Source organism: Mycolicibacterium parafortuitum (genome assembly GCF_010725485.1).
GTDB lineage: Bacteria > Actinomycetota > Actinomycetes > Mycobacteriales > Mycobacteriaceae > Mycobacterium.
Genome location: NZ_AP022598.1, coordinates 2,995,706 through 3,012,113, shown reverse-complemented (window position 1 = coordinate 3,012,113; position 16,408 = coordinate 2,995,706). Strand labels below are relative to the sequence as shown.

The 16,408-nt window shown below is 69.5% G+C and carries 20 protein-coding genes; 11 read left to right on the top strand and 9 right to left on the bottom strand.

All coding sequences use genetic code 11. From position 1 onward, the window contains the following. The first annotated feature begins 52 nt into the window (after positions 1-52). On the top strand, positions 53-2,221 hold the full coding sequence (locus NTM_RS14550) for a molybdopterin-containing oxidoreductase family protein (protein WP_163766701.1): 2,169 nt from the start codon (positions 53-55) through the stop codon (positions 2,219-2,221). Here NTM_RS14550 and abmR read toward each other — a convergent pair. Together abmR and NTM_RS14540 are read right to left on the bottom strand one after the other, a co-directional pair. After that, positions 2,218-2,784 carry an ATP-binding transcription factor AbmR gene (gene abmR, locus NTM_RS14545; RefSeq protein ID WP_104865029.1) on the bottom strand — a complete coding sequence of 189 codons (567 nt, stop codon included), beginning with the start codon at positions 2,782-2,784 and terminating at the stop codon, positions 2,218-2,220. The two genes, NTM_RS14550 and abmR, sit on opposite strands and share 4 nt — an antisense overlap. A gap of 64 nt (positions 2,785-2,848) precedes the next feature. Next, on the bottom strand, positions 2,849-3,052 hold the full coding sequence (locus NTM_RS14540; RefSeq protein WP_104865030.1) for a hypothetical protein: 204 nt from the start codon (positions 3,050-3,052) through the stop codon (positions 2,849-2,851). 76 nt (positions 3,053-3,128) lie between these two features. Between NTM_RS14540 and NTM_RS14535 the strand changes: the two genes are divergently transcribed. Continuing rightward, positions 3,129-3,983 carry an AIM24 family protein gene (locus NTM_RS14535; RefSeq protein WP_163766700.1) on the top strand — a complete coding sequence of 285 codons (855 nt, stop codon included), beginning with the start codon at positions 3,129-3,131 and terminating at the stop codon, positions 3,981-3,983. 1 nt (position 3,984) lies between these two features. Here the strand turns inward: NTM_RS14535 and dtd are convergent, their stop codons facing one another. Next, a complete protein-coding gene (dtd, locus tag NTM_RS14530; protein ID WP_163766699.1) occupies positions 3,985-4,416 on the bottom strand; it encodes a D-aminoacyl-tRNA deacylase in 432 nt (143 codons plus the stop codon). Between the two features lie 10 nt (positions 4,417-4,426). Then, positions 4,427-5,062, bottom strand: a complete 636-nt coding sequence (locus NTM_RS14525) for a DUF305 domain-containing protein (protein ID WP_163766698.1) — start codon at positions 5,060-5,062, stop codon at positions 4,427-4,429. 84 nt (positions 5,063-5,146) lie between these two features. On the opposite strand from NTM_RS14525, the gene NTM_RS14520 reads away from it, so the two are divergent. Genes NTM_RS14520 through NTM_RS14510 form a run of 3 tightly spaced genes read left to right on the top strand, consistent with a single transcriptional unit; the run spans position 5,147 to position 7,730 of the window. Next, on the top strand, positions 5,147-5,353 hold the full coding sequence (locus NTM_RS14520) for a heavy-metal-associated domain-containing protein (protein WP_104865034.1): 207 nt from the start codon (positions 5,147-5,149) through the stop codon (positions 5,351-5,353). Continuing rightward, complete coding sequence (locus tag NTM_RS14515; protein ID WP_163766697.1) at positions 5,350-5,517, top strand: hypothetical protein; 168 nt, start codon at positions 5,350-5,352, stop codon at positions 5,515-5,517. Before NTM_RS14520 ends, NTM_RS14515 begins: the two co-directional genes overlap by 4 nt. Continuing rightward, the gene (locus NTM_RS14510; RefSeq protein ID WP_163766696.1) at positions 5,514-7,730 is read left to right on the top strand and encodes a heavy metal translocating P-type ATPase; all 2,217 of its coding nucleotides are present in this window, start codon (positions 5,514-5,516) and stop codon (positions 7,728-7,730) included. The genes NTM_RS14515 and NTM_RS14510 overlap by 4 nt, the downstream gene beginning before the upstream one ends. Positions 7,731-7,830: 100 nt before the next feature. On the opposite strand, the gene NTM_RS14505 is transcribed toward NTM_RS14510, so the two are convergent. Further along, entirely contained in the window at positions 7,831-8,946 is a 1,116-nt protein-coding gene (locus tag NTM_RS14505) for an adenylate/guanylate cyclase domain-containing protein (RefSeq protein WP_179963936.1), read from the bottom strand. Between the two features lie 25 nt (positions 8,947-8,971). Between NTM_RS14505 and NTM_RS14500 the strand changes: the two genes are divergently transcribed. Further along, positions 8,972-9,475, top strand: a complete 504-nt coding sequence (locus tag NTM_RS14500; protein WP_163766694.1) for a DNA-deoxyinosine glycosylase — start codon at positions 8,972-8,974, stop codon at positions 9,473-9,475. On the opposite strand, the gene NTM_RS14495 is transcribed toward NTM_RS14500, so the two are convergent. Continuing rightward, entirely contained in the window at positions 9,453-10,286 is an 834-nt protein-coding gene (locus NTM_RS14495; RefSeq protein WP_163766693.1) for a helix-turn-helix domain-containing protein, read from the bottom strand. The two genes, NTM_RS14500 and NTM_RS14495, sit on opposite strands and share 23 nt — an antisense overlap. 27 nt (positions 10,287-10,313) lie before the next feature. On the opposite strand from NTM_RS14495, the gene NTM_RS14490 reads away from it, so the two are divergent. Genes NTM_RS14490 through NTM_RS14480 form a run of 3 tightly spaced genes read left to right on the top strand, consistent with a single transcriptional unit; the run spans position 10,314 to position 11,696 of the window. Continuing rightward, positions 10,314-10,787: a VOC family protein gene (locus NTM_RS14490; RefSeq protein ID WP_163766692.1), complete on the top strand. Its 474-nt coding sequence runs from the start codon at positions 10,314-10,316 to the stop codon at positions 10,785-10,787. 9 nt (positions 10,788-10,796) lie between these two features. Then, the gene (locus NTM_RS14485) at positions 10,797-11,234 is read left to right on the top strand and encodes an HIT family protein (RefSeq protein WP_104865040.1); all 438 of its coding nucleotides are present in this window, start codon (positions 10,797-10,799) and stop codon (positions 11,232-11,234) included. 3 nt (positions 11,235-11,237) lie between these two features. Then, entirely contained in the window at positions 11,238-11,696 is a 459-nt protein-coding gene (locus tag NTM_RS14480) for a nitroreductase family deazaflavin-dependent oxidoreductase (RefSeq protein WP_163766691.1), read from the top strand. On the opposite strand, the gene NTM_RS14475 is transcribed toward NTM_RS14480, so the two are convergent. Both NTM_RS14475 and NTM_RS14470 read right to left on the bottom strand, forming a co-directional pair. Then, the gene (locus NTM_RS14475) at positions 11,693-12,742 is read right to left on the bottom strand and encodes an LLM class flavin-dependent oxidoreductase (RefSeq protein WP_104865042.1); all 1,050 of its coding nucleotides are present in this window, start codon (positions 12,740-12,742) and stop codon (positions 11,693-11,695) included. The genes NTM_RS14480 and NTM_RS14475 overlap by 4 nt on opposite strands. A gap of 38 nt (positions 12,743-12,780) precedes the next feature. Next, positions 12,781-13,626, bottom strand: coding sequence for a uracil-DNA glycosylase (locus NTM_RS14470; RefSeq protein WP_435405096.1), 846 nt, complete (start codon positions 13,624-13,626; stop codon positions 12,781-12,783). 116 nt (positions 13,627-13,742) lie between these two features. Between NTM_RS14470 and NTM_RS14465 the strand changes: the two genes are divergently transcribed. Both NTM_RS14465 and tap read left to right on the top strand, forming a co-directional pair. Next, positions 13,743-14,417 (top strand): sensor domain-containing protein, encoded by a 675-nt coding sequence (locus NTM_RS14465; RefSeq protein WP_163766689.1) that lies wholly within the window; start codon positions 13,743-13,745, stop codon positions 14,415-14,417. A gap of 67 nt (positions 14,418-14,484) precedes the next feature. Further along, positions 14,485-15,729: a multidrug efflux MFS transporter Tap gene (tap, locus tag NTM_RS14460; RefSeq protein WP_163766688.1), complete on the top strand. Its 1,245-nt coding sequence runs from the start codon at positions 14,485-14,487 to the stop codon at positions 15,727-15,729. On the opposite strand, the gene NTM_RS14455 is transcribed toward tap, so the two are convergent. Next, positions 15,726-16,358, bottom strand: a complete 633-nt coding sequence (locus tag NTM_RS14455) for a winged helix-turn-helix transcriptional regulator (protein WP_163766687.1) — start codon at positions 16,356-16,358, stop codon at positions 15,726-15,728. The genes tap and NTM_RS14455 overlap by 4 nt on opposite strands. Between the last annotated feature and the right edge of the window lie 50 nt (positions 16,359-16,408).

The following is a 16,408-nucleotide window of genomic DNA, read 5'->3' as shown; positions in this document are numbered from 1 at the left end:
GCTCAATTCCGTTTCGGGGACGGCTGCGGTGGCCCCGGGGCACCATGACGGCATGACGCAGACCGTGCACACTTTCTGCCGATACTGTCTGGCCGGCTGCGGCATCGAGGTCACTGTCGCGGACAACCGGGTGGTCAAGATCTCCGCTGACAAGCAGAACCCGCACAGCTGGCAGGACTTCTGCGCCAAGGGCCGCACCGCGGGACGGCTGGTCGAGCACCCGCGGCGGATCCTGGCTCCGATGCGCCGCGTCGGCGAGCGCTACGTCGAGGCGAGTTGGGACGAGGCGATCAGGGACATCGCGGCCCGGATGAACGCCGCCATCGACGCGGCCGGCCCCGACGCGGTCGGGGTGTACTACGGCAATCCGGCCGGGTTCTCGTCGTCGAACGTGATCTTCATGAACGCCTGGCTCGACGCGATCGGCACCCGGAGCCGCTACGCGGTCGGGTCGGTGGACCAGAACGCGATGCATGTGGTCGCCCAGGCGATGTACGGCTCGATCCTGATGGCACCGGTGTCCGACGTCGACCACTGCGACTACTTCCTGCTCGTCGGCACCAATCCGGCGGTGAGCGCGTGGAACTGGCTGGAGACGGTGCCCGGCGGGTGGCGCCGGGCACTGGCCCGGCAGGCCGGCGGCGCGACGATCGTCGTCGTCGACCCGGTCCGTACCGACTCGGCCGCGCGGGCCGACGTTCATCTGCCGATACGCCCGGGCCAGGACTGGGCGCTGCTGCTGGGCATGGTCAAGGTGATCCTCGACGAGGGTCTCGAGCACAGGCAGGACTGCACCGACCTCGCCCACGGAATCGCTGAGCTACGGGCGCTTGCCGCCGACGCGGACCTCGACGACCTGGCGCACCGCTGCGACCTCACACGCGGCCAGATCGAGTCGGTGGCACGGGATTTCGCGACCGCGAAGGCCGCGATGGTGGTCACCCGCACCGGGGTGTCGATGCATCTGACCGGCACGATCGGCGAGTGGCTGGGCCATGTGCTCAATGTGATCACGGGGCGGATGGACCGGCCCGGCGGTCGCCGCTTCGAACCGGGCTACGTCGACGCGATCCGGATGGCCGGCCTGGTGAAGGCGGCCCCGCACCGCAACCGGGTGTCGGGCCGCGAGATGGTGGCCGGCGCGCATGCGCTGGCCGAGCTGCCCGACGAGATCACCACGCCGGGACCGGGTCAGATCCGGGCGATGGTGATCAACTGCGGCAATCCGGTGGTCTCCGGCCCGGACGGCGCTCGCCTCGATGCGGCGCTGGCTCAACTGGATCTGCTGGTCGCGATCGACTTCGTCCAGCGGGAGAGCCACCGCCACGCGCACTGGCTGCTGCCCGCCGTGCACTGGCTGGAGCGCGACGACCTGCTGTCGTTCACCAGCAACATGCGCGACGAACCGTACCTGCACTACGGGGTCAAGGCCGTCGATCCGCCGCCGCAGGCGCGCCAGGAGTGGCGGATCTTCGTCGATCTCGCCATCGCGATGGGTAGGCCGCTCTTCGGCGTGAAGGGACTCAATTCGTTCATCAAGGCCACCCGGACCGCGGCGCGGGCCACCGGCCGCCCCGGACTCGAGTTCACCCCGCACTGGGTGGACCGGCTGGTGGTGGCGACCGGGCGGAAGTTCAACGGGCGCAGGCTCTCCTGGCGTGAGGTGCGGTCCCGGCGGCACGGCTGGGTGCTGGGGCCACGCGAATACGGGCACTTCCGCGACGCGCTGCGCACCCCCGACAAGCGGGTGCACGTCGCGCCGCCCGAGTTTGTCGCGCGCACAAGGGAACTGCTGGCCGAGCCGGCACCGGCGGCGCCGCACGGATACCCGCTCCAGCTGGCCAACCGCCGTCACCGGCACTCGATGAACTCGTGGCTGAACGAGCTTCCCGGCCTGCACCCGTCCGGCAAGGGCAGCCAGGTCGTCATCCATCCCGATGACGCGTCGTCACTGGGCATCCGCGACGGCGACCGGGTCAAGGTGCACTCCCCCGTCGGCGCGGTCGAGCTGGCGGCATCGCTCTCCGACCAGCCCCGCCCCGGTGTGGTGATCATCGATCACGGCTGGGGCTCAAGGGTTTTCGACCCGCGAGGCGGATCGGCGCCGGAGTCGTTCGGGGTCAACCGCAATCTGCTGGTCGACGGCGGACCGGTCGATCCGCTGTCGCAGACCCCCGCGTTGAGCTCGACCTACGTGGCGGTCGAGCGGCTCGCGCCCTAGAGTTGCGGACCTTCGGACCGCAGCTCGTCGACCTCGCGCATCGCGTCGCGCAGCTTGCCGAGCCATTCGTCGGCATGCTCACCGACCAGCCGCACCGACCAGGCGAGCGCATCGGAGCGCGACCGCGCCACCCCGGCGTCGACCAGGGTGTCGAGCACCTGCCGTTCGGGCTGACGCAACCGGGTCATCACCGGCACCGCCAGGTGGGTGAACAGAATCCGCTCGGCGCCGTCGCCGGTGCCGACCTGCACCCCCCAGGCGACCTTGCGGCCATAGCGGGCTTCGGCCTCGTCGGCGATGCGCATCCGGTCGGCACGGGTCTGCTCGCGGAACCGGGCGGCCCGTCCGGACGCACGGGCCTCGCTCTCGGGGCCCTCCGGGTCGGGAAGGCGCCCGACCACGGTGATCTCTTCGCGGTCGACGGTGACCTCGGGATCACCGTCGAACCAGTCATCGGGAAGACGGCCGCCGAACCAGTCGGCGGCGTCGGTGGCGTCGGGTTGGTCGGCCTGCTGCCAACCGCCGGAGCGGTGGGCTCGTCGACCGTGGGGATGGTGTCGCATGTTTACATGATTACACCGTTACATCACAGCTGGAGCGGTGTTCGCTGCCGGCGGAACCGCTGTGTCAGGTGCGCTTGAGAACCACTGCCGCGCCGCCGCCGAGCAGGCCGGCGATCAACAGGACGAGGGCCCATCCCGGGCTCACCAACCACCACACGAGCGCGATCACCAGCAATGCGGGCGACACCGCGAACAGCACCATGCCGGGGTGTTGTTTGACGACGGAGAGCGCACCCCGGGCCCGCTGTCGGTCGATTTCCTTGGCCATCCCGTCAGAATGCCAGCTGATCCCCGCGCTGTCGGCTCATAGTGTGATGTCGGCAGTTTCGCTAGAGGAGGCGGCGATGACAGGTCCCGGACAGGGAAGTTGGCAGCCGGACCCCGAGGGTCGGTTCGACTACCGATGGCATGACGGAGCGCAGTGGACCGACCAGGTGTCCCAGGCCGGCCAGGTACACCGCGCACCGCTCGGTGGCGGCGCGGCGCCGACGCAGCAGGCGCAGCCGGTGCCCGGCGGCGCCGACGGATTCACCGGTATCACCGGCGATCTCGTCGACGGCCGGTTCAGCGAGAAGGAAGCCAAGGCGATCGCCAACCAGAACACGAAGATGCTTCGGGTCCGCTTGGGCGAGCCGTTCATGGCGCGTCAGGGCTCGATGGTGGCGTATCAGGGCAATGTCGAATTCTCCTTCGAGGGCGGGGGCGCGTCGAAGTTCATCAAGAAGGCGCTGACCGGCGAGGGACTGCCGCTGATGCGCTGCCAGGGGCAGGGTGACGTCTTCCTGGCCGAGCGCTCATATGACGTGCACCTGCTCAACCTGAACAACTCCGGGCTGTCGATCAGCGGCAAGAACGTGCTGGCGTTCTCGTCGAGCCTGGACTGGAACATCGAGCGTGTCCGGGGCGGCAGCATGGTCGCCGGCGGGCTGTTCAACACCACGCTGCGCGGTACCGGCTGGGTGGCGCTGACCACGGACGGACCCCCGGTGGTGCTCGACGCGGCCGAAGCGCCGACGTTCGCCGACACCAATGCCGTGGTGGCCTGGTCGGCGAACCTGCAGACCCAACTCAAGACCAGCTTCAAGGCCGGCGCTCTGATCGGCCGCGGGTCGGGCGAGGCCATGCAGGTGTCGTTCTACGGCAACGGTTTCGTGATCGTCCAGCCTTCCGAGGGCGCCCCGGTCTCCCCGACCGCGTAGCTCACAGCTCGAGCACCACGGTGACCGGACCGTCGTTGACGAGTTCGACCTGCATGTCGGCGCCGAACACCCCCGTCTGCACCGTGGCGCCGAGCGAGCGCAGCGCGTCGGCGAACTCGTCGACGAGCGGTTGGGCCACCGGACCCGGCGCCGCGGCGTTCCACGTCGGCCGCCTGCCTTTGGTGGTGTTGCCGTACAGGGTGAACTGACTGATCACCAGGATCGGCGCATCGATATCACTCGCCGACTTCTCGTCGTCGAGAATCCTCAGGCCCCAAAGCTTTTCGGCGAGGCGTTTGGCCTTGGGTGGATCGTCGTCGTGGGTGACGCCGACCAGCGCGAGAAGTCCCTGGGTCCGGGGCTCGATCCTGCCGACGACGTCGCCGGCCACGGTGACGGCGGCAGAGGTGACGCGTTGCACGAGGATTCGCATGTTCGCGAACCTACAGCGAGTCGAGGATCTCCTTCATCGTGGCGATCTCGCGCTGCTGGGTCTCGATGATCTCGTGCGCGAGGTGCACGGCTTCCTCCGACTGACCGGTGTCGACCTCGGTCTGCGCCATCCTCACCGCGCCCTCGTGGTGCACGATCATGCCTTCGAGGAACTGGCGGGCGGCGTCGGCGCCCTGCGCCTGACGCAGCTGTTCGAGCTGCTGGTCGGTCATCATCCCCATCTCGGCGTGACCACTCATGCCGCCGTGACCTGCATGTCCGGACGGGGTCTGCACGCCCCACTGGGTGAGCCAGCCCTGCATGGTCGCGATCTCGGGCCCCTGCGCGTCCTTGATCTGGGTGGCGAGTTCGGTCACCCGGGGATCGATATCGGGCTTGACCAGGATGATGTCGCTCATCACGATGGCCTGCTCGTGGTGGGGAATCATGTCGCGGGCGAAGGTCGCGTCGGCCTCGTTGTGCGCGCCTTGAGCGGCGTCGGCAGGTGCCGACGTCGTCTCGTGCTCGTGGCTGCCGTGGTCGTGCTCGGCCGATTCGGTGCCGACGTCGCTGCAACCGGAGAGCACCACTGCGAGGGTGGCCCCCACAGCGGCCGTTCCGGCCAGCAGACTGCGTTTCGACAACACTTCGTGCTCCCTTCGAGTGCGGGTGTCCATGGATACCCTAGGGGGGTATGCTAGGTCTTAGCAAGCGTCACGGAGAGGAGCCTCATGAGCACCACCACCATCACCGTCGAGGGTATGAGCTGCAGCGGGTGCGCGAATTCCGTGCGCGCCGAGCTCACCCAGGTCCCCGGCGTCGTCGAGGTCGACGTCGACGTCTCCCAGGGTACGGTCACGATCTCGAGCGACACCCCGGTCGACGACGCCGCGATCCGCGCCGCCGTCGAAGAGGCCGGCTACACGCTGGCCGGGTGACCGGATCGACCATGCCCACCCCCGTCAGGATCGCCGCTTTCGTCGCCGCGCTCGTCGTGGTCTTCGCGGCCGCGATGTGGGTCGGCAGCGCGTTCGGCCCCGACGTGGTTGCACCGGATGCCCACCCGGTCAGCGGTGAGCATCCGCACGGGAGCCACAGATGAACACCATCGAGTTGTCGATCGGCGGCATGACGTGTGCGTCGTGCGCCGCGCGGGTGGAGAAGAAGCTCAACAAGCTCGACGGCGTGACGGCCACGGTCAACTTCGCAACGGAGAAGGCCCGCGTCGAGTTCGGTGACGACGTCACCGCCGAGCAGCTGGTGACGGCCGTGGAGTCGGCCGGGTACCAGGCGGCGCCGCCGGCGCCCGCAGCGGACGCGGCGGCGGAGGAACCCGTCGACCCGACGGCCTCCCTGCGACAGCGCCTGTTGATCTGCGTGGCGCTGTCGGTGCCGGTGATCGCGATGGCGATGGCGCCCGCGCTGCAGTTCACCTACTGGCAGTGGTTGTCGCTGACGCTGGCCGCCCCCGTCGTGGTGTGGGGTGCGTGGCCGTTCCACCAGGCGACCTGGACGAACCTGCGCCACGGCACCGCCACCATGGACACGTTGATCTCGGTCGGCACCCTGGCCGCGTTCGGCTGGTCGGTGTACGCGCTGTTCTGGGGTACCGCAGGCATTCCGGGGATGACGCACCCGTTCGAGCTGACGATCGCCCGCACCGACGGCAGCGGCAACATCTACCTCGAAGCGGCTGCCGGGGTCACGACGTTCATCCTGGCCGGCCGATACTTCGAGGCGCGCGCCAAACGCCGTGCCGGTGCGGCACTGCGGGCACTTCTGGAGTTGGGCGCCAAAGAGGTCACGGTGCTTCGGAACGGCACGGAGCACCGCATACCGGTCGATCAGCTGCGGGTCGGCGACGAGTTCGTGGTCCGGCCGGGCGAGAAGATCGCCACCGACGGTGTCATCGTCGACGGGGCGTCGGCGATCGATGCGTCGATGCTCACCGGTGAGTCGGTGCCCGCCGAGGTGCAGCCCGGCGACCAGGTGGTCGGCGCGACGGTGAACGCCGACGGCCGGTTGGTGGTGCGGGCCGAGCGCGTCGGCACGGACACCCAGTTGGCGCAGATGGCCCGACTTGTCGAGGACGCCCAGAACGGCAAGGCCCAGGCGCAGCGGCTCGCCGACCGGATCTCCGGGGTTTTCGTGCCGATCGTGATCGCGTTGTCCGTTGCGACGCTGGGGTTCTGGATCGGCAGCGGCGCGTCGTTGGCGGCGGCGTTCACGGCGGCCGTCGCGGTGCTGATCATCGCGTGCCCGTGTGCGCTAGGACTGGCGACGCCGACGGCGTTGATGGTCGGTACCGGACGCGGCGCCCAGCTCGGAATTCTGATCAAGGGCCCCGAGGTGCTGGAGTCGACGCGGCGGGTGGACACCGTGATCGTCGACAAGACCGGCACGGTGACCACCGGGGATATGACGCTGGTGGACGTTGTCGCGGTCGACGGCGAGCAGCCCGACGAGGTACTTCGGCTGGCCGGCGCTGTCGAGAGCCCGTCGGAACACCCGATCGCAGAGGCGATCACGGCGGGGGCGCGGGAGAAGCTCGGCGATCTGCCGGCGGTCGGCGCGTTCTCGAACCTGCGCGGCCTCGGCGTGGAAGGCGACGTCGATGGCCGACGAGTGCTGATGGGACGCGTCGCGCTGCTGGCGGACAGATCCTTCGTGGTGCCGGACGAACTGGCAGCCGCGGTCGCCCGAGCGGAATCCGATGGCCGAACCGTGGTCGCCATCGGATGGGACGGGCGCGCACGCGGCGCCCTGGCGGTGGCCGATGCGGTGAAACCGTCTTCCGCGGAGGCCATTTCGCTGCTGAGGCAGCTCGATTTGACGCCGATCATGGTCACCGGGGACAACGAATCGGTGGCGCGCACGGTGGCCGCCGAGGTCGGCATCGACGAGGTGATCGCCGGGGTGTTGCCGCAGGAGAAGGTCGACACGGTCAAACGGCTGCAGAGTGAGGGCAAGGTCGTGGCGATGGTCGGCGACGGGGTCAACGACGCCGCCGCGTTGGCCCAGGCCGACCTCGGGCTGGCGATGGGTAGCGGCACCGATGTCGCGATCGAGGCCAGCGACCTGACGTTGGTCAGCAATGACCTGCGCGCCGTGCCTGACGCGATCCGGCTGTCCCGCAAGACCTTGAGCACCATCAAGGGCAACCTGTTCTGGGCGTTCGCCTACAACATCGCCGCGCTACCGCTGGCGGCCGCCGGGCTGCTGAACCCGATGATCGCCGGCGCGGCAATGGCTTTCAGCTCGGTTTTCGTGGTGAGCAACAGCCTGCGCCTGCGCGCGTTCACCCCGTCGCGCTGAACGGTCCTCAACCTTCCCCGCGAGCAGACGCGAACTCGGGCGAGTCGCCCGGCGTGTCGTGCGAGTTTGCGTCTGCTCGCGGGAAAAGTCAGCGGAAGGGTTAGCCCACCCGCCGGGCGCGGAAGGTCTTCACCTCCGACTTGATGCCCTTCAGATGCTTGCCGCCGGCGAACGACCAGCTGAAGCGGTCGTCGTCACCGATCGCATCCCGCGCCGATTCGGCCACCAGCACCGTCCCCGGCCGCGCCGCACCGGTCACCCTCGCCGCGAGGTTCACCGGGCTGCCGAACCAATCCCCCGCCCTGCTCACCGCCATCCCGGTCGCGACCCCGGCACGCAGCCGCGGGAAGTCGTCGTCGCCTTCGGTCTCGTCGACCAGCCGCAGCATCGCCTCCAGCAGCGGCGCCGGCTCCGGGCTGACCAACATCACCTCGTCACCGATCGTCTTGATGAACCGCACCGGCGCCACCGCGATCTCGCGCGTGAGATCGGCCAGCTTCTGCGCCAGCTGTTCCAATTCCTCCGGCGGCAGCGCCTCTCCCAGCCTGGTGAACCCGACCAGATCGGCGAACCCGATCGTCACCAGCCGCGCACCGGGCAGATGCTGGCCCTCGGCGCGTTCGGTCGCGTTCACGGCCTCGGTCTCGATCGCGTGCCGCAGTTGCAGCAACAGGACTTCCTGAATCATCGGGCCCAGCAGCGGCGCCACGTTGCCGACCAGTTCCTCGGACGCCTGTGCGATCTCCAATTCCGTTGCACCCGGCCTCATCACCGCGGCAAGCGCGGCGTGCCGCATCGCCTCGGCCGCTCTCGAGAGCCCGTCGCCGAGCAGCCGGGTGATCTGCACCAGCTCGTCCGGCGCGATCCCGACGTCGAGGAACTCGCGGGTGAACTTCGCCGCCTCCGCATCGGCGCGCAGGAACACCTCGGCGTCCGGATCATCGACCCGGGGCAAGCCCATCGCGCGCTGAATCCGCTCGAACAGTTCCAGCTCGACGCCCGCCGCGGCGGCCGCCTGCCGCGCCGACACGAGCTCGCCGTCGTCTCCGATGACCCGCCGCGAGGCCAACAGCATCGGCGCCGGAGTGCCCCGGATCTGATCGGCACCGACGCCGCGCTCGAACAGCCAGCGGATCAGCTCGGCGCGTTCGGTGCGGGCGGCACCGTCGAGCCCGTCGAGCAATCCGCTGGTCTCCAGATCGAAGTCTTCGGCCACCCGGCCAACGTATACGGTCGGGACCATGACGTCGCCGACCCTGGAGAGCTTCCCGCCGCTGGTCTCGGCCAACGCGCGCATCCTCATCCTCGGCAACATGCCCGGCGTCGCGTCCCTGCGCGCGCAGCGCTACTACTGGTACGACCGCAACGCGTTCTGGCGTCTCACCGCGGCCCTGTTCGAGTTCGACGCCACGGCACCGTACGACGAGCGGGTCGCCGCACTGACCGGCGCCGGGGTCGCCGTGTGGGATGTGCTCAAGCACTGCCGGCGCGTCGGCAGCCTCGATTCCGCGGTCGAACCGGACAGCATGGTGCCCAACGACTTCGGGGCGTTCTATGCGACCCATCCGACCATCACGCACGTGTACTTCAACGGCGCGGCGGCGGAGAAGAACTACCGGCGGCTCGTCGGCGGGCCCGATACCCTGCACTACACCCGGCTGCCGTCGACCAGCCCGGCGCAGACCATGTCGTTCGACGCCAAACTCGCCGAATGGCAACAGATCACCGCGGCGTCGCGTACCTAGCGGCGTACTCACCCGGCGTGCAGCCCAGCATCGCGCGGAAGTCGTTGATGAAATGCGCCTGGTCGTACCAGCCCAGCCGCACCGCCAGATCGGCGAAGTCGGCGCCGGGGTCCGATTCGATCTGCAGCGCGGCGTTCTGCAGGCGATACCGGCACAGCACCCACTTGACCGGCACCCCGACGTAGCGGCGGAACACCCGCTGTGTCGTACGCACACTCCACGGAGAATGCGTCAGCACCTGGTCGACGCGATGGATGCCGCTGTCGTCCCTGATCCGGTCCACCAGTCTGGTCAACACCGGGTACACCTCGTCGGGTGCGGCGCCGCGTCCGATCAGCCGATCCAGTTCGACCCCGGCCCCGTCGACGTCGTCGGGCACCCGAACGGCCTCGCCGAACAGTTCTCCGACCGGTTCCACCCGCCCCGTCAGCGCCGACGCGTCGCCACCGAACCTCGCGGTGAACCCGCCGGGCCGGAATCGGGCGCCGACCACCCAGCCCCGCTCCCTGATCGTGGTGCGGAAGACCTGCTCGACGACGCCGTGGACGAGTGTGCTCGGCAACGGGAACCCGTGCCGCGCACGGTCTTCGCCCCACTCGTGGGTCAGGTGCAGCGACGGGAACGTGATGACGGTGTTGTCGAACGGGTCCTTGCCCCGCAGGTCCCAGGACACCGACCAGAAATGCTCCACGTACCGTGCGGTCACGCCGTCGGCGGGCCACCGACGCAGGTCGAACATCGAGGTGCTGCCCGGACGCCCGACCACGCCGCGCAGCGGTTGGCCGGCTGTCGCGTTTTTCCAAGCGTCCACACTGTCGAGGCTACGAAACTCGGTCCCATGACTGTCGCACCGATTCCCGCCGGCTACACCAGCCTGACCCCGTTCCTGTGTGTCGAGCGCGCCGCCGACGCCATCGATTTCTACACCCGCGTGTTCGGCGCCGTCCTGGTCGAGAAGATGGACGGACCGGACGGCACCGTCGCCCACGCCGAGCTCGACTTCGGCTCGGGCCGCCTGCAACTCGGCGACCCGGCCGCTGCGTACGGCACCCGCGCCCCGTCGGCCGCCGACGACACCGTCACCTACTCCGTCGCGCTGTACTGCGCGGACGTCGACGGCGTGGTCGCCAAGGCCGAGCAGGCCGGCGCGGTGATCCGCGAGAAGCCCCAGGACTTCGCCACCGGAGACCGGTTCGCGTCGCTGCGTGACCCGTTCGGTGTGCGCTGGACGGTGATGACGCGGGTGGAGGACGTCTCCGCCGAGGAGCGTGACCGCCGCCTGGCCGCGTGGGCGAAGGAGAACGTCAACTAGCGTGGCGGCATGTCCTGCGTGTTCTGCGCCATCGTCGCCGGGGATGCTCCCGCCATCCGCATCCACGAAGACGACGACTACCTCGCCATCCTCGACATCCGGCCGTTCACCCGGGGCCACACGCTGGTGATCCCGAAGGTCCACACCGTGGACCTGACCGACACCCCGGCCTCGACGCTGGCGGGGATGACGGCGATCGGCCAGCGGATCGCCAAGGCCGCCCGCAGGTCGGGCCTGCACGCCGACGGCAACAACATCGCGATCAACGACGGCAAGGCGGCGTTCCAGTCCGTCTTCCACATCCACCTGCATGTGGTGCCCCGGCAGTCCGGCGACAAGCTGTCCTTCGCCAAGGGGATGCTGGTACGCCGCGACCCCGACCGCGAGGCCACCGGCCGCCTGCTGCGGGAGGCACTGGCGCAGGTGGACGCCGCCGAGAAGGATTGACCCATGGGAATCGCGCTGTGGCTCGAACGCAACATCGGCACTCGACTGTTGATGCTGCACGACAAGCTGTACAAGAGCACCGACGGACGCATCGGGCACCGCATCCCGCTGCCCGGGGTCGCGCCGTCACTGCTACTGCACACCGTGGGCGCCAAGACCGGGCAGCGCCGGACCAACACGCTGTCGTACTTCCCCGACGGCGGCAGCTACTACGTCGTCGCGTCCAAGGGCGGCGACCCGAAGGCGCCCGGCTGGTACCACAATCTGAAGGCCGACCCGGACGTCGAGATCAACATCGGACCGAAGCGGTTTCCCGTGACCGCGACACCGGTGCTCGCCGGCGACCCCGACTACCCGCGGCTGTGGAAGATGGTCAACGACGGCAACGCGAACCGCTACGAGGGTTACCAGAAGCGGACGTCACGCAAGATCCCGATCGTCCGGCTCACGCCGAAGACCTAGAAGAGCTCCTTGGCCAGCAGCTCGAGCGTGGCCACCCGGGCCGGCGCGGTGGCCGGGTCCACGCCGCGGTACGCCGATGCGACCGGGTTGACCATCACCTCGTCGACGCCGAACTTCTCGGCCAGCGACAGCACCTGATCGGCCGCCTCGGCGGGGGCGCCCGCCACGGCCAGGTTGCGTCCGCCGTCGATCACCGCCTGCGCCCGCGGCCCCATGTCCAGCGCCTCGGCGTCCTCGACGAGGTCCAGCGGCACCAGCGGCTGACCGGTCCGCAGCCGCGCCATCATCTGCAGGTTCGGCAGCACCAGACGCATTGCCTCGTCATGTGTTTCGGCGACGACGGCGTTGACCGTCAGGAACGTCACCGGCTCCGAGGCCAGGTTGCTCGGCTGGAAGTTGTCGCGGTAGTACTGCAACGCCTCCAGCGTGCCCTGGCCGGCGAAGTGGTGCGCGAACACGTACGGCAGCCCCTTGGCCGCGGCGAGGCGCGCGGAGTACATCGACGACCCCAGCAGCCACAGCGTCGGCACCGAGGCCGCGGCCGGGGTGGCCTTGAGCATGTAGTTGTCGCGCATCAGGTCGCGGGGCAGCGGCACCCGCACGCCCGTGCGGCCCATCAGCGCCATCACGTCGTCGAGGTATTCGGGGAAGGCCTCGATGTCGCGGTCGTCGCGCCCGGCCGCGCCGCGCAACGCCAGCGATGTGACCGGGTCGGAGCCCGGCGCGCGCCCGATTCCGAGGTCGATCCGGCCAGGATGGGCGGCCTCCAGCAGCGCGAACTGCTCCGCGACTGCCAGCGGCGCATGGTTGGGCAGCATCACCCCGCCGGAGCCGAGCCGGATCGACGACGTGTGCGCGCCCAGATGGGCGATCAGCACCGGCGGGCTGGTCGCGGCGACCGCGGGCATGTTGTGGTGCTCGGCCACCCAGTAGCGGGTGTATCCGAGCCGGTCGGCGGCCTGGGCGAGCTGTGTCGTCGCGGCCAGGGCGTCGGAGGTGCTCTGGTCGGAACGCACGGGCACGAGGTCGAGGACTGAAAGGCGCATTGATCGCACAACGCCTGCTGAGGCCGTTCCGTTCCCGGTCACGCCGAGATCTCCGCCGCCGTGGCGAAGATGTCGTCCATCATCTGCCCTGTGAGCCGGCCGGTGAAGGTGTTCTGCTGGCTGGGGTGGAAGCAGCCCAGCAGCGTGACCTCACCGTGGGGGGGCTGCAGCACCGCGGTGGCTCCGTGCCCGAACTTCGGCGCGGGCACCGGCACCGTCCCACCGGCCCGGCGCACCATCGCCAACGCGACCTGCCAGGCGAAGCCGCCCAGCGCGACGATCACCCGCACCGACGGGCCGGTCAGCCGCCACTCCGCGTCCAGCCAGGGCGCGCAGGTGGTGCGCTCGGCCGGTGACGGTGCGTTGTCCGGCGGGGCGCAGCGCACCGCCGCCGCGACCCGGACGCCGATGAGCTCAAGGCCATCCGCGCTGTCGGTGGCGACGGCCTGGTTGGCCAGCCCGCTGCGGTGCAGCGACGCGAACAGGAAGTCGCCGGACCGGTCGCCGGTGAAGACCCTCCCGGTGCGGTTGGCGCCGTGCGCCGCCGGGGCCAGTCCGACCACGAAGACCCGCGGCGTCGCCGAGCCGAAACCCGGTGCGGGTCTACCCCAATACGGTTGGTCGGCATAGGATTTACGTTTGACCGTGGCGACCTCTTCGCGCCAACGCACCAGCCGAGGGCAGGCGCGGCACACCGACACTCCGGCGTCGACCTGCTTGAGGGTTTTCGCCGCGGCGGCCAGCGCCGCCACGTCGGCGGCCGTCGCCGCGACCGCGGTGCGCGCGGTCGCCGGATCACCCGGCCAGCCGCTGCCGGGCCGCACCGGGCTCTCGAAAAGCTCACCGGTGCGTGGATGCGGCAGGCCGTCGGTGAGACGACGCATCATTCGTTACCAAGAAGCATCGTTCATCGTTATCACGAAACGCCGTTTCCCTCACGGAGGGGTCGCCGTCGTTGCCCCACCATTAGGCGCTGAGCACTTCGAATGGGGAGGGTGACATGCGACGAGCGGCAGCCATTGCGGGGATCGCGATCATGGTCAGCGGTTGTGCCAGCACCAGTAGCGCCGAGTCGGCCACGCCGACCCGCACGATGATCCCGCGGCCGCTGGTGGAGCGCGAGCTCGGCGCCGTACTGCTGCCCCCCGAGGAGATCGCCGCGGCGATGGGGACGCCCGCGATGGGCGTGATCGAGGCGCAGTCGGCGCTGTCGGACCACAGCGCGATCATGGCGCCGCCGGAATGCCTCGCCGTCGACGGCGCCGCCGAACTGCAGGTCTACGCCAACAGCGGCTATACCGCCTCGCGCGATGAGAGCCTCAACGACGGAGAAGGCTGGAAACACTACGTCAAGCAGTCCGTGGTGCTGTTCCCCTATCTGGAGAAAGCCGCAGAATTCCTCGACGCGTCGGTTCAGCAGTGGCCGCAGTGCCATGAGTACACCCACACGCAGAGCGGATCGTGGTGGACGGTGGGCGAGATCGTCAGCGAGGGTGACACATTGAGCACCGTCGCGATGCAACGTGACGCCGCCGCGCCCGGGTGGGGCTGCGGACGCGCACTCGTGCATCGCAACAATGTGATCGTCGACGTGAACACGTGCAGCGCCGCGCCAGGCGATTCTGCGGTGCGGATCGCCCGGCAGATCGCGGACAAGGTCGACGCGCAGTGGTGACATAACGCCATAGGCGGAAAAGTCGGTCGTCACCGGGCATTCGCACTGCTACTGTCCGGCGATACCCATGACCGCCGACACCGCACCGCGCTCGCGTACGCCGCTGCTGCTCATCATGTTCGCGGCGCTGATGGCGGGCGCGGGCAACGGCATCTCGCTGGTCGCGTTCCCGTGGTTGGTGCTGCAGCGCAACGGGTCGGCGCTGGATGCGTCGGTGGTCGCGATGGCGGGCACGCTGCCGCTGCTGGCCGCGACGCTGATCGCCGGTGCGGCCGTGGACTTCCTGGGCCGGCGGCGGGTGTCGATGATCTCCGATGCGCTCTCGGCGCTGTCGGTCGCGGCGGTTCCGCTGCTGGCGTTGATGTTCGGCGCACAGGTCGTCAACGTCGCGGTGCTGGCCGGGCTGGCCGCGCTCGGGGCGTTCTTCGACCCCGCCGGGATGACGGCACGCGAGACGATGCTGCCGGAGGCGGCGAAGAAGGCGGGCTGGACACTCGACCACGCGAATTCGGTGTACGAGGCCGTGTTCAACCTGGCCTACATCGTCGGGCCCGGCATCGGCGGGCTGTTGATCGCGACGCTCGGCGGCATCGACACCATGTGGGTGACCGCGGCGGCATTCACGTTGTCCATCGCGGCAATCGGCGCGCTGCGACTGGAGGGCACCGGGAAGCCGGCCCCCGAGACGTTGTCGGACGGGGTGTGGGCCGGGATCGTCAAAGGTCTGCGGTTCGTGTGGAACAGCAAGGTGCTGCGCACGCTCGCGTTCGTCGACCTGGCGGCCACCGGTCTGTACATGCCGATGGAGAGCGTGCTGTTCCCGAAGTACTTCACCGACCGCAACGAGCCGGCCCAGCTGGGCTGGGTACTGATGGCGCTGAGCGTCGGCGGGCTGATCGGCGCGCTCGGCTACGCGGTGATGTCGCGATATATGAAGCGGCGCACCGTGATGCTGATCGCGGTGCTGACGCTCGGGGTGGCGATGACGGTCATCGCGTTCCTGCCGCCGCTGCCGGTCATCCTGGTGCTGTGCGCGGTGGTCGGGTTCGTCTACGGGCCGATCGCGCCGATCTACAACTACGTGATGCAGACCAGGGCCCCGCAGCATCTGCGCGGCCGGGTGGTCGGGGTGATGGGGTCGCTGGCGTATGCCGCGGGCCCGCTCGGGCTGATCGTGGCCGGCCCGCTGGCCGATTCGACCGGCCTGCACACCACGTTCCTCGCGCTGTCGTTGCCGATGCTGGCGCTCGGGGTTGCGGCGGTGTTCCTGCCCGCGCTGCGCGAACTCGACGCCGAGCCCCGTGGCACTTAACCGAACAACTCTCCGACCCGGCGTACGGCGTCCGGCTCACCGTCGACCTGGAGCGCACCAGAGGCTGCCAGTTCCCCGAACCGCTCCGGATCCATTGCGGCGAGCAGGGTTTCGGCATGACCTCGCAGCGTGACATCGACCGGCGCATCTTCGCCGGCAGCCTCGATCCCGTCCGGGCCGACCGCGAGGGTCACCTCCCCTTCGGGGACCACGAGGCGCAGCGTCACCGGCGGGCCGTCGCGGTCGTCACGCACGAACGCACGCACGGCTCGGGCCAGCCACTGCGGCCGGACCACGTCACCGGGCCGGCGGGTACCGAGCAGGCGCCGACCCCAGCGGGCGTGCGCGTCGACGATGCCTTCGAGTGCGCGGCCGTCATCGGTCAGGTCGTACACCGCGCCCGACGCCGGTTTGGGCAGGTGCCGCCTGACCACCAGGCCGTCAGTCTCCATCTGCCGCAACCGGTTCGCGAGCATGTCCGTCGCGATCGGCGCCAGCGCCGCGAGCAGATCGCCGTAACGGGCCGGCCCGTCGAGCAGTTCCCGGACCACCAGCAGCGTCCAGCGGTCGCCGACCACGTCGAGGCTCTTGGCCAGCGCGCAGTACTGGCCGTACGTCCGGGAGGGCACGAGGCCAGCATACCGATTTGGTTGGTTTTTCCAAGTTAATACTTGTTTTT

What these genes read in the sequence shown, in the direction of transcription:
- NTM_RS14470 (WP_435405096.1), bottom strand. Translation starts at nt 13,626, where the DNA reads ATGCGTCGTCTCACCGACGGCCTGCCGCATCCACGCACCGGTGAGCTT.
- NTM_RS14540 (WP_104865030.1), bottom strand. Translation starts at nt 3,052, where the DNA reads ATGGCCAAGGAAATCGACCGACAGCGGGCCCGGGGTGCGCTCTCCGTC.
- NTM_RS14490 (WP_163766692.1), top strand. Translation starts at nt 10,314, where the DNA reads ATGACTGTCGCACCGATTCCCGCCGGCTACACCAGCCTGACCCCGTTC.
- NTM_RS14465 (WP_163766689.1), top strand. Translation starts at nt 13,743, where the DNA reads ATGCGACGAGCGGCAGCCATTGCGGGGATCGCGATCATGGTCAGCGGT.
- NTM_RS14485 (WP_104865040.1), top strand. Translation starts at nt 10,797, where the DNA reads ATGTCCTGCGTGTTCTGCGCCATCGTCGCCGGGGATGCTCCCGCCATC.
- tap (WP_163766688.1), top strand. Translation starts at nt 14,485, where the DNA reads ATGACCGCCGACACCGCACCGCGCTCGCGTACGCCGCTGCTGCTCATC.
- NTM_RS14475 (WP_104865042.1), bottom strand. Translation starts at nt 12,742, where the DNA reads ATGCGCCTTTCAGTCCTCGACCTCGTGCCCGTGCGTTCCGACCAGAGC.
- NTM_RS14550 (WP_163766701.1), top strand. Translation starts at nt 53, where the DNA reads ATGACGCAGACCGTGCACACTTTCTGCCGATACTGTCTGGCCGGCTGC.
- NTM_RS14520 (WP_104865034.1), top strand. Translation starts at nt 5,147, where the DNA reads ATGAGCACCACCACCATCACCGTCGAGGGTATGAGCTGCAGCGGGTGC.
- NTM_RS14480 (WP_163766691.1), top strand. Translation starts at nt 11,238, where the DNA reads ATGGGAATCGCGCTGTGGCTCGAACGCAACATCGGCACTCGACTGTTG.
- NTM_RS14510 (WP_163766696.1), top strand. Translation starts at nt 5,514, where the DNA reads ATGAACACCATCGAGTTGTCGATCGGCGGCATGACGTGTGCGTCGTGC.
- abmR (WP_104865029.1), bottom strand. Translation starts at nt 2,784, where the DNA reads ATGCGACACCATCCCCACGGTCGACGAGCCCACCGCTCCGGCGGTTGG.
- dtd (WP_163766699.1), bottom strand. Translation starts at nt 4,416, where the DNA reads ATGCGAATCCTCGTGCAACGCGTCACCTCTGCCGCCGTCACCGTGGCC.
- NTM_RS14500 (WP_163766694.1), top strand. Translation starts at nt 8,972, where the DNA reads ATGACGTCGCCGACCCTGGAGAGCTTCCCGCCGCTGGTCTCGGCCAAC.
- NTM_RS14535 (WP_163766700.1), top strand. Translation starts at nt 3,129, where the DNA reads ATGACAGGTCCCGGACAGGGAAGTTGGCAGCCGGACCCCGAGGGTCGG.